This is a genomic window from Spirillospora sp. NPDC048824 (assembly GCF_043198455.1).
Taxonomy (GTDB): domain Bacteria; phylum Actinomycetota; class Actinomycetes; order Streptosporangiales; family Streptosporangiaceae; genus Spirillospora.
On record NZ_JBICUS010000023.1, the window covers coordinates 79,968 to 90,739 of the forward strand.

The 10,772-nt window shown below is 71.8% G+C and carries 11 protein-coding genes; 3 read left to right on the top strand and 8 right to left on the bottom strand.

From position 1 onward, the window contains the following. Nucleotides 1-27 precede the first annotated feature (27 nt). From ACGFIS_RS32990 to ACGFIS_RS33015, 6 genes are all read right to left on the bottom strand, one after another. Nucleotides 28-846, bottom strand: a complete 819-nt coding sequence (locus ACGFIS_RS32990) for an SAM-dependent methyltransferase (RefSeq protein ID WP_392912744.1) — start codon at nt 844-846, stop codon at nt 28-30. Nucleotides 847-975: 129 nt separating this feature from the next. Further along, a complete protein-coding gene (locus tag ACGFIS_RS32995; RefSeq protein WP_392912745.1) occupies nt 976-1,983 on the bottom strand; it encodes an aldo/keto reductase in 1,008 nt (335 codons plus the stop codon). 28 nt (nt 1,984-2,011) lie between these two features. Further along, entirely contained in the window at nt 2,012-2,797 is a 786-nt protein-coding gene (locus tag ACGFIS_RS33000) for a glucose 1-dehydrogenase (RefSeq protein ID WP_392912746.1), read from the bottom strand. 77 nt (nt 2,798-2,874) lie between these two features. Continuing rightward, the gene (locus ACGFIS_RS33005; protein ID WP_392912747.1) at nt 2,875-3,735 is read right to left on the bottom strand and encodes a helix-turn-helix transcriptional regulator; all 861 of its coding nucleotides are present in this window, start codon (nt 3,733-3,735) and stop codon (nt 2,875-2,877) included. 49 nt (nt 3,736-3,784) lie between these two features. Next, the gene (locus ACGFIS_RS33010; RefSeq protein ID WP_392912749.1) at nt 3,785-4,960 is read right to left on the bottom strand and encodes an acyl-CoA dehydrogenase family protein; all 1,176 of its coding nucleotides are present in this window, start codon (nt 4,958-4,960) and stop codon (nt 3,785-3,787) included. A 95-nt stretch (nt 4,961-5,055) separates the two neighbouring features. Further along, complete coding sequence (locus ACGFIS_RS33015) at nt 5,056-5,751, bottom strand: GntR family transcriptional regulator (RefSeq protein ID WP_392912750.1); 696 nt, start codon at nt 5,749-5,751, stop codon at nt 5,056-5,058. A 158-nt stretch (nt 5,752-5,909) separates the two neighbouring features. On the opposite strand from ACGFIS_RS33015, the gene ACGFIS_RS33020 reads away from it, so the two are divergent. Then, nucleotides 5,910-7,061 carry an acyl-CoA dehydrogenase family protein gene (locus ACGFIS_RS33020; RefSeq protein ID WP_392912751.1) on the top strand — a complete coding sequence of 384 codons (1,152 nt, stop codon included), beginning with the start codon at nt 5,910-5,912 and terminating at the stop codon, nt 7,059-7,061. Between the two features lie 10 nt (nt 7,062-7,071). Here the strand turns inward: ACGFIS_RS33020 and glpK are convergent, their stop codons facing one another. Further along, nucleotides 7,072-8,598, bottom strand: coding sequence for a glycerol kinase GlpK (gene glpK / locus ACGFIS_RS33025; protein ID WP_392912752.1), 1,527 nt, complete (start codon nt 8,596-8,598; stop codon nt 7,072-7,074). A 66-nt stretch (nt 8,599-8,664) separates the two neighbouring features. Continuing rightward, nucleotides 8,665-9,432 (bottom strand): IclR family transcriptional regulator, encoded by a 768-nt coding sequence (locus tag ACGFIS_RS33030; RefSeq protein WP_392912753.1) that lies wholly within the window; start codon nt 9,430-9,432, stop codon nt 8,665-8,667. A gap of 293 nt (nt 9,433-9,725) precedes the next feature. Here ACGFIS_RS33030 and ACGFIS_RS33035 point away from each other — a divergent pair, with 293 nt between their 5' ends. Both ACGFIS_RS33035 and ACGFIS_RS33040 read left to right on the top strand, forming a co-directional pair. Continuing rightward, complete coding sequence (locus tag ACGFIS_RS33035) at nt 9,726-10,553, top strand: MIP/aquaporin family protein (RefSeq protein ID WP_392912755.1); 828 nt, start codon at nt 9,726-9,728, stop codon at nt 10,551-10,553. 45 nt (nt 10,554-10,598) lie between these two features. Then, on the top strand, nt 10,599-10,772 hold a 174-nt coding region (locus ACGFIS_RS33040; RefSeq protein WP_392973527.1), incomplete at its 3' end, for an FGGY family carbohydrate kinase.

Consider the following 10,772-nt stretch of genomic DNA (forward strand, 5'->3'; position numbering starts at 1 on the left):
CGCGGCCGACGGACCGATCCGGCAGGGTCAGCGGACGCGGGCGACCCCGCCGAGGTAGGTCGCCCTGCCGAAGTCGAAGTCCCCGCCGCCGTCCTGCCGCCAGTCCTCGACGGGCGCCAGGCCGGGCGGCAGCAGCTCGGCCCCCGCGAACAGCGAGCCGATCTGCGCGCGGCTGCGGAACGTGAAGCCCCCCGCCGTGGTCCGGCTGTAGAGGCCGTCGACCCCGGCCAGCTCGTCGTCGTGTCCCTCTCCGGGGAAGACGTGCGAGATGATCACGTGGCTGCCGGACGGCAGGCTCTCGCACAGACGGCGGGTGATCCGCGTGACGTCCGCGTCATCGGAGACGAACTGCAGGATGGCGCACATGATCAAGGCGATGGGCTGGTCGAAGTCGATCCGGGAGCGCAGCGCGGGGTCGGCGAGCAGCGCCTCCGGGTCGCGCAGATCGCCCTCCAGAACCACGGTCCGCGGATTGTCGGCGAGCAGCGCCCGCGCGTGGACGAGCACGATCGGGTCGTTGTCGACGTAGACGATCTGCGCGTCCGGGGCCTCGCGCAGCACGACCTGGTGCACGTTCTCCTGGGTGGGCAGCCCGGTGCCGATGTCGACGAACTGCCGGATGCCGAGGCCGGTCAGCATCGTCACGGCGCGGCCGAGGAAGGCGCGGTTGGCGCGGGCCGCCAGCCGGACGTCGTTGCCGACCTCCCTGCTGATGGCGATGACCTTGTCCGCGGCCTCCCGGTCGGCGAGGTAGTTGTCCTTGCCGCCCAGGTAGTAGTCGTACATCCGCGCGACGCTCGGAACGTTCGGGTCGATGCCCGAGGGCACCTGCTCGTCACTGCTCACATGCCCCACCCTTTTCTCCTTGGGTAAAGCGAACCACAGGAAGGCCCGTTTCGATCACCTTTCCGATCACGAGTCCGTCACCGTGCGGCGGTACGGCGACGGCGGCGGGGAACGGCGGCGGCGTCCGCGTCAGTAGCGTCCCCCGACGGGCGCCGGCACGCCGTCCAGTTCGGCCAGGTCGGCCTCGGTGAGGTCGAGGTCGGCGGCGCCCGCGTTGTCGCTCAGGTACCGCCGCTTCTTGGTGCCGGGGATCGGGATGACGTGTTCGCCCTGCGCCAGCGTCCAGGCGATGGCGACCTGCGCCGCGGTGGCGCCGTGCCGCCCGGCGACCGCCTTGACGACGTCGACGATGCGCAGGTTGGCGTTGAGCGCGTCCGGCTGGAAGCGCGGGTTGCCGCCCCTGAAGTCGGTGTCCTCGAAGTCGGCGGAGGTGACCGTCCCGGTGAGGAAGCCGCGGCCGAGCGGAGAGAACGGCACGAACGCGGCGCCGTTGGCGGCGCACCAGCCGACCACGTCCCCCGGCCCCTCTCCGCCGGAGGCGTCGCCGGGCAGGGTGCCCGCGCGCCCGCCGGGCGCGCCCAGCGGGTCGCGGGTCCACAGCGACAGCTCCGACTGGATCGCCGCCACCGGGTGGATCGCGTGCGCCTCCGCGGCCTGCGCGACGCCGACCTCCGACAGGCCCAGCCTCCGGACCTTTCCCTCGGCGACCAGCTCGGCCATCGCGCCCCACGTGTCGGCCAGCGGCACGTCCGGGTCGACGCGGTGCAGGTAGTACAGGTCGATCACGTCCGTGCCGAGGCGGCGCAGGCTGTCCTCGGCGGACGCCTTGGCGTGCTCGGGTGTACCCCTCCGGACGATCTTCCTGGTCGCCATGCTCTCGATGACCAGGCCCGTCTTGGTGGCGACGACCGCCTCGTCCCTGCGTCCGGCGAGCGCCCGGCCGACGAGCGTCTCGTTGTGGCCGTCGCCGTAGGGCTGCGCGGTGTCCAGGAACGTGACGCCGAGGTCGAGGGCCTCGCGGATCAGCGCGACCGACGCCGCGTCGTCCCGTTCCGACTCGGTGTAGGCCCAGCTCATCCCCATGCAGCCGAGCCCGACCGCACCGACCGGCGCCCCGGCGAATTCACGTGTCCTCATGTTCCGTCCTTTTCTTTGGAAGGTGTTCTCAGGCCTGTGCCGTGGTCAGGCGGTAAGGTCCGGGGACGGCGGCGACGAGCCCGCCGTCCACGATGAGGTCCTGCCCGTTGACGTACCCGGCGTCCGCCGAGGCGAGGAACGCGACGACGCCCGCCACCTCCTCGGACGTGCCGATCCGGCCGGACGCGACCTGCGCGCGGATCCCGTCCGCCTCCTCCTCGGGTACGGCGCCGCGGTACATCGGCGTGTCGATGTACCCGGGGCTGACCGAGTTGACGCGGACTCCCCGCGGGCCGAGTTCGGCGGCGAGGGTGCGGGTCAGGCTCTGCACGGCGGCCTTCGTCGCCGAGTACACCGAGCCGACCGGCAGACCGCGGTGCATCGTCCACGACGCGTTGATCACGACCGCGGCGTCCGCGGCCAGCAGCGGCAGCGCCTTCTGGACGGTGAAGAAGACGCCCTTGAAGTTGACGTCCACGGCGTGGTCGAAGTCGGCCTCGGTCATCTCGGCGGCCGGGCCGAACAGGGCGATCCCCGCATTCGCGAAGACGACGTCCAGGCGGCCGTGCCGGTCCCGGACGGTCTCCATGAGCGCGTCCAGGTCCGGCAGGCTCGCCGCGTCGGCGCGGACCGCGAGGAGCCGGTCACCGCCGTCCAGTTCCTTGGCGGCCGCGTCGAGGCGCGCCCGGTCGCGTCCGGTGACGACGACCGAGGCGCCCTCGTCCAGCAGGCGGCGGGCGGTGGCCAGGCCCATCCCGCTCGTCCCGCCGGTGATCAGTGCGACCTTGTCCGTGAAGCGCGAGTTGTGTGTCATGCCGACGATCGTCCCGGCCTTTCCGGCGGGGCGGCAGAGTCCGCTTATCGTGGGTCCGCCACCACCACCCTCGCGGGTCAGCCTGCGGCGGCCAGGCCGCGCCGGGCCGTGAGGCGTTCGAGGCGCTCCCGCGTTCCCGTCTCCGGCTGCGGGTTGTACAGGACGAGGTCGTGCCCGGGACGGTCGGCCACCGGCAGCACCGTCGCATCGAAGATCATCTCACCGGCCTCCGGATGCCGGATCGCCTTGACCGCCTGCGTCCGCGCGCTGACCTCGTGCCGGGCCCACAGCTCCGCGAACTCCGGGCTGACCGACAGCAAGTCCTCGGCGATCCGGGCGAACTCGGGGTCGTCGGGGAAGCGGGCGGCGTCGGCGCGGAAGCGCCCCACGACGTCGGGCGCCACCGCGGTCCAGTGCACGTGCAGGGACCGGTAACGGACGCTCGTGAAGAACGTGACCAGGCAGTTGTGGTCGGTGTCGCCGTACCCGAACACCTCGCGGGCGGCATCGTTGAACGCGATGAGGTTCCAGTGCCGCTCGCGGATGTAGGCCGGGCGCGGCGCCCAGGCGTCCAGGAGCCGCCGGAGCTCCGGTGTGACCGGGGCGGCCAGGTCCCCCGCGGCCCTGGGCGGGTTGAGGCCGGCCAGCAGGTACAGGTGCTCGCGCTCGGCGCCGTCCAGCCGCAGGGCCCGGCTGATCGCGTCCAGCACCGCACCGGACACCGTGATGTCCCGGCCCTGCTCCAGCCACGTGTACCAGGACACCCCGACGCCGGCCAGGACGGCGACCTCCTCGCGGCGCAGGCCCGGCGTCCGGCGCCGTGCCCCGGCGGGCATGCCGACGTCGGACGGGTCGAGCCGGGCGCGGCGGGTCCGCAGGAAGTCGCGCAGCTCGGCGCGGCGGCGGCCGGGAGCGGCCGCGGGGGTCGGGCTTGCCATGCCGCCACGATATCCGCCGCCCGCGGCCGCCATGATCGTCCGGCGGCGGTCAGTCCTCCAGCAGCCGGCGGCCGATGATCATCTTCTGGATGTCGGCGGTGCCCTCGCCGATCAGCAGCATCGGGGCCTCGCGGTAGAGGCGCTCGATCTCGTACTCGGTGGAGTAGGCGTAGCCGCCGTGGATGCGGAAGGCGTCCTCCACGACCTCCTTGCAGTACTCGCCGGCGAGGTACTTGGCCATGCCCGCCTCCAGGTCGTTGCGCTCGCCGGAGTCCTTGCGCCGCGCCGCCATCACCACCATCTGGTGCGCGGCCTCGATCTTGGTGGCCATCTCCGCGAGGCGGAACAGGACGGCCTGGTGCTCGGCGATGGGCCTGCCGAACGTCTCGCGCTGCCGCGCGTAGCCGATCGCCAGCTCGTAGGCGCGTTTCGCGACGCCGCACGCCCGCGCGGCGACGTTCACGCGGCCGACCTCGACGCCGTCCATCATCTGGTAGAAGCCGCGGCCGGGCGTTCCGCCGAGGATCTGCGCGGACGGGACGCGGTGGGAGTCGAAGAGCAGCTCGGTGGTGTCGATGCCCTTGTAGCCCAGCTTCCCGATCTTGCCGGGGACGGTGAGGCCGGGCGCGACCTCGCCGAAGCCGGGGGTCTTGTCGATGAGGAACGTGGTCATGCCCCGGTGGCCCGCGTCCGGGTCGGTCTTGACGAGGGTGGCGACGAGGTTGGCCGAGGCGCCGTTCGTCAGCCACATCTTCCGGCCGTCGATGACGTGGTGGTCGCCGTCCGGGACGGCGCGGGTCGTGATGGCCGAGACGTCCGAGCCGCAGCCGGGCTCCGACATCGAGAACGCGCCCCGGATCTCGCCGGTCGCCATCTTCGGCAGGTAGTGCGCCTTCTGCGCGGCCGTTCCGTGCTGGGTGATCATCCAGGCGACGATGAAGTGGGTGTTGATGATGCCGGACACGCTCATCCAGCCCCGCGCCAGCTCCTCGACGGCCAGCGCGTAGGTCAGCAGCGACTCGCCGAGCCCGCCGTGCTCCTCGCCGATCATGAGGCCGAAGAGCCCGAGGTCCTTCATGCCGTCCACGATCGCGTGCGGGTACTCGTCGGCGCGCTCCAGTTCGGCGGCGACCGGAATGATCTCCTTCTCGGTGAACGCGCGCACGGTCGCGATGATCTCCCGCTGCTCGTCCGTCAGCCCGTGGGTCTGCTGCAGCCTGCTCACGTTCCGTTCCTCTCGGAGTCCCGGTCCATCAAACCTCCTGGGAATTTTTTATACGATATGGGGGCGGTCGAGCGAAGAGAAGGGGTACGCGTACGTCACCCTTGCCGGCCGTCCCAGAAGCCCTGCCCCTCCAGGTGCACGACCAGCAGCGTGCCCGCGTGCCGGATGTGGGCGCGCATCGCCTGCCGGGCGGCGTCCGCGTCCCCGGTGCGGAGCGCGGCCAGGACGAGGTGGTGGTCGTCGACCGACGCCTGGCTCCAGCCCTGGATGCTGGAGTAGAAGCGGCGCGGCGCGTACCGCACCACGAGCCGCAGCAGCCACGCCGTCTTGGGCGAGTCGGCGCACAGGTTGATCACGCGGTGGAACTGGTGGTTGGCGCGCTCGATGGCCTCGGAGTCCTTGGCCCTGGAGGCCTGTTCCAGCAGCGCCTGCGTCCGGCCGAGCGACTCCAGCTCCGCGTCGGTGACCTTCTCGGCGGCGCGGGCGGCCAGCTCGCCGGCGAAGTACGCCTGCGCCTCGAACAGGTCCTGGACGTCCTGCCGGGTCAGCGGGGCCGGCATGAACCCGCGCCGCGGCTCCAGGGTGACGAACCCCTCGCCGCGCAGCGAGAGCAGGGCCTCCCGGACGGGGGTGACGCTGATCCCGAGGTCGTCGGCGATCCGCTCCAGGCGGAGGAACTCCCCGTGCCCGACCTGGCCCGACATGATGAGCTCGCGCACGTAGGCGGCCACCTCGTCGCCCAGGTGGCGGCGCCTGCCGAGGGCCCGGTCACCGGAAAGTGCCACTGTCATCGTCTCCCGTACGCCGTGGGGCGCGCCCGTGTGGTGGGATGGCGGCCGCGTCACATTATGGACGGCCGCGGCTCCGCCGCCATTGACACCGCGCCTTTTCAAATCAAATATATGAAATAGTCTTCGGATGGACCAGGGCGAGAGGGAGAGCGGCAGTCGTGTTCACGCTCAGTGACGAGGAGCGCGCCATCGTCGAGGTCGTCGCCGACTTCGTCGACCGGGAGGTCCGCCCGGTCGCCCGGGATCTGGAGCACGCGGGAACGTACCCCGCGCACCTCATCGACCGCATGAAGGAACTCGGCGTGTACGGGCTCGCCGTCCCCGAGCCGTACGGCGACGTGAGCGTGTCCAAGGCGTGCTACGCGCTGGTCACCGAGGAACTGGCGCGCGGGTGGATGACCCTCGCCGGGGCGTTCGGCGGGCACACGGTCGTCTCGCATCTGCTCGCCGTGTTCGGCACCGAAGAGCAGAAGGCCCGCTACCTGCCCCGGATGGCGACCGGGGAGCTGCGCGCCACGATGGCGCTGACCGAGCCGTCCGGCGGCTCGGACCTGCAGGCGATGAGCACGGCCGCGCGGCGTGACGGCGACAGGTACGTCGTCGACGGCGCCAAGATGTGGATCACCAACGCGCGCATGTCGGGGCTGATCGCGCTGATGTGCAAGACCGATCCGGGCGCCTCGCCGCGGCACCGGGGCATCAGCATCCTGCTGGTCGAGAAGGGGCCCGGCCTGAGCGTCTCCCGCGACCTGCCCAAGCTCGGCTACAAGGGCGTGGAGAGCTGCGAGCTGTCGTTCGACGGCTACGAGGCGCCCCTCGGCGCGCTGCTCGGCGGCGAGGAGGGACGCGGCTTCGCCCAGATGATGCGGGGCCTGGAGGTGGGCCGGATCCAGGTCGCGGCGCGCGCGCTGGGCGTGGGACGCGCCGCCTTGGAGGACTCCCTGCGCTACGCCCAGGAACGGGAGGCGTTCGGCAAGCCGATCTGGCAGCACCAGTCCATCGGCAACTACCTCGCCGACATGGCCACCCAGCTGCGGGCGGCCCGGCTGCTCACCCTCGACGCCGCGGCGCGCCTCGACGCCGGGGAGCGCTGCGACATGGAGGCGGGCATGGCCAAGCTGTACGCGTCCGAGGCGGCGATGCAGATCGCGCTGAACGCGGTCCGCATCCACGGCGCGGCCGGCTACTCCACCGAGTTCGACATCGAACGCTACTTCCGCGACGCCCCGCTCATGATCGTCGGCGAGGGGACGAACGAGATCCAGCGCAACGTGATCGTCAAGCAGCTGATCGAGCGGAACCGGATCTGAGCCCCGCCGCTCACGGCTGCGCGGCGGGGTCCTCGCCGGCGCGGATCCAGTCGAAGGTGCGCTCCACGGCGCGTTTCCAGTTGTCGTACTCGGCGGCGCGCCGCTGCGGCTCCATCGCCGGGACCCACCGGGCCGCGCGGTGCCAGTTGCGGCGCAGCCCTTCGAGCCCGGCCCAGTAGCCGACGGCGAGCCCGGCGGCGTAGGCGGCGCCGAGCGACACCGTCTCGACCACCATCGGCCGCGCCACCGGAACGTTCAGCATGTCGGCGACCATCTGCATGACGAGGTTGTCGGACGTCATGCCGCCGTCGGCCTTCAGTTCCCTGAGGGACAGCCCCGAGTCGGCGTTCATCGCGTCCACGACCTCGCGGGTCTGCCAGGCGGTCGCCTCCAGCACCGCCCGCGCCAGGTGTCCCTTGGTGATGTAGGAGGTCAGGCCGACGATGATGCCGCGGGCCTCGCTGCGCCAGTGCGGGGCGAACAGGCCGGAGAACGCCGGGACGATGTAGCAGCCGCCGTTGTCGTCGACCGACCGGGCCAGCGTCTCGATCTCCGGCGCGGTGGTGATCAGCCCGAGCCCGTCCCGGAACCACTGCACCAGTGCGCCGGTGATCGCGATCGACCCCTCCAGGGCGTACACGGCGGGCTCGTCGCCGATCTTGTATCCGACGGTGGTGAGCAGGCCGTTGTCCGACGTCACCGGTGTGGTGCCGGTGTTCATCAGGAGGAACGCGCCCGTCCCGTAGGTGCATTTGGTCTCGCCCGGGGCGAAGCACGTCTGGCCGAACAGGGCGGCCTGCTGGTCGCCGAGGGCGGCGCCGATGCGGACGCCGGGGAACACGCGGCGGGCCGTCCCGTAGGTCTCGGTGGACGACCTGATCTCCGGCAGCATCGCCTTCGGGACGCCGAAGAAGTCGAGCAGGCCGTCGTCCCAGCTCAGCGTGTGCAGGTCCATCAGCAGCGTGCGGCCGGCGTTGGTGACGTCGGTGACGTGGACGCCGCCGTCCACGCCGCCGCTGAGGTTCCAGATCAGCCAGCTCTCCATCGTGCCGAACAGGACCTCGCCGCGTTCGGCGCGTTCGCGCAGGCCGGGCGTGTGGTCGAGCAGCCAGCGGATGCGCGGCGCCGAGAAGTAGGTGGCCAGCGGCAGCCCGCTGCGCTCGGTGACGACCGCGGCGCCGGGGGCGCGGGCCAGCTCGTCCACGAGGGCGCCGGTCCGCATGTCCTGCCAGACGATGGCGCGGCCGATCGGCACACCGGTCAGCCGGTCCCACAGGACGGTCGTCTCGCGCTGGTTGGCGATCCCGACGGCCGCGATCTGGCCGGTGGACGCCCCGGCCTGGGCGAGCGCCTCGGGCGCGATGCGTTCGAGGTTGCGCCAGATCTCCATCGGGTCGTGCTCGACCCAGCCGGGCCTAGGGAAGTGCTGCCGGTGCTCACGCTGCGCGACCGACACCAGCCGGCCGCCGTGGTCGAACAGGATGCACCGGGTCGATGTGGTGCCCTGGTCGATCGACATCACGTAGCGTTCGGTCACGACCGGCCCTCTCCCCCTGGACGCGCGCCCCCTCGAACCGGTGCCGCCGGCGCCGCCCGCCGGGCGTCACCAGCGGGAGCCGCCGAGGTCCCGGGAGACCGCGCGGGCCGCGTCGCGGACGAACGCCACGAGCCTCGGCTCGGGGACGCGGCGGGCGTCGCAGATCCGCTCGACCGCGCCGGAGATCCCGATGGCCCCGACGACCAGTCCCCCGTACCCGCGGATCGGGGCGGCGATGCCCGCCTCCCCGATGGACAGCTCCTCGGTCTCGGCCGCCCAGCCGTTCTCCCGGACCCGGGTGGCGGCCCGTGCGAGTTCTCTCGGATCGGTGATGGTCCGCCGGCAGTAGGACTCCAGGACGGTGTCGCGGATGGACGCCGCGGCGTTGGCGTCGTGGGCGAGCAGCGCCTTGCCGAGCGCGGTGGCGTGCAGCGGGAGCAGGGAGCCGACGTCCATGGCCTGGAGCGTGTCGTCCGGGCGGAACACGTGGTGGACGACCAGGACCTGGCCGTCCAGCAGGGTCCCGATGCGGACGGCCTCGCCGCTGCGGGACGCCAGGGCGTCGGCCCAGTTGATGGCGCGGGACCGCAGTTCGTTGACGTCCAGGTAGCTGGTGCCGAGATGCAGGAGCGCGGCGCCCAGCTGGTACTTGCCGGTGCCGCCGTCCTGCTCGACGAAGCCGACGCGCTCCAGGGTGCGGAGGATGCCGTGGGCGGTGCCCCGGGCGAGGCCCAGGGACGTGGCGACCTCGCCGACGCCGAGCCGGCCCGAACTCGCGGCGAGCAGGCGCAGGATGGCGGCGGCCCGCTCGATCGATTGCACAGGTCCGGGCATGAATCCGATGGTAGTTCGCACGGCGGGGTGCCGACAATGTCGGCAACTGCCGCGATCACCGTCATCTTCGCCCCGAACTGCCCGGATTCTGTGATCTGGTGCACAGGGGGGAGGGTAACCGCCGCCGGGCCGTGACGAAAGTGTTCGACATTGTCGGCAGCGTCCCGTTGTGCGGCTTTCCGGGCCGACTTAGCGTCCTGCCCAGCCTCGAAGGGGCTCGCGTCCACCCCGCATCAGCCCACCCCAGCACCACCCACCCCTGCACCACCCAGCCCGCACCACCGGGAGCGCTCATGGCGGAACGACCCAGAATCCCCACGCTCGCCGGCGAGCTCGCAGCCGAGTTCGCCGGCACCATGATCCTCATCCTCTTCGGCGTCGGCGTCGTCGCGCAGGTCGCCGGCGCCGAGCTCGGCGACCACGACAGCATCGCCTGGGCCTGGGGCCTCGGCGTCACGCTCGGCGTCTACGTCGCGGCCCGCATCAGCGGCGCGCACCTGAACCCGGCCGTGACCGTCGCCCTCGCCGTGTTCAAGGACTTCGCCTGGCGCAGGACCGCGCCCTACATCGCCGCGCAGACCGCGGGGGCGTTCGTCGCGGCGCTGATCGTCCGCTGGAACTACAGCGAGATCCTCGCCAAGGTCGACCCCGGCCACACGATCAAGACACAGGGCGTCTTCTCGACCCTGCCGGGAAACGGCACCCTCCCGGTCGGCACCTGGGGCGCGTTCCGCGACCAGGTGATCGGCACCGCCATCCTGCTCTTCCTGATCAAGGTCCTCACCGACGTGCGCAACTCGCCGCCGCTGGCCAACCTCGCCCCGTTCCTGATCGGCCTCGTGGTCGTGGCGATCGGGATGGCGTTCGGCTCCGCCGCCGGGTACGCGATCAACCCGGCCCGCGACTTCGGCCCCCGCCTCGCCTCGTTCCTCACCGGCTACGGCGGCGCGTGGCGGGACCAGTACGGCGACCTGTACTTCTGGGTGCCGATCATCGCACCGCTCATCGGCGGCGTGCTCGGCGCCGGCCTCTACAAGGTGCTCATCGGGCGGTTCCTGCCGTCCGCGGACGAGCCCGCCCAGGTCCCCGCGAAACCCGAGCCCGAGTACGAGGCGGCGTGAGCCGTCCCGTCCCCGTCCGCCCGCCCATCCCAGGAGAACCCACGCATGGCTGACTTCGTCGGAGCGCTCGACCAGGGCACCACGAGCACCCGCTTCATGATCTTCGATCACGGCGGCAACGAGATCGCCCGCCATCAGCTCGAACACGAGCAGATCCTGCCGCAGGCGGGCTGGGTGGAGCACAACCCCACCGAGATCTGGGAACGGACCCGCGCCGTC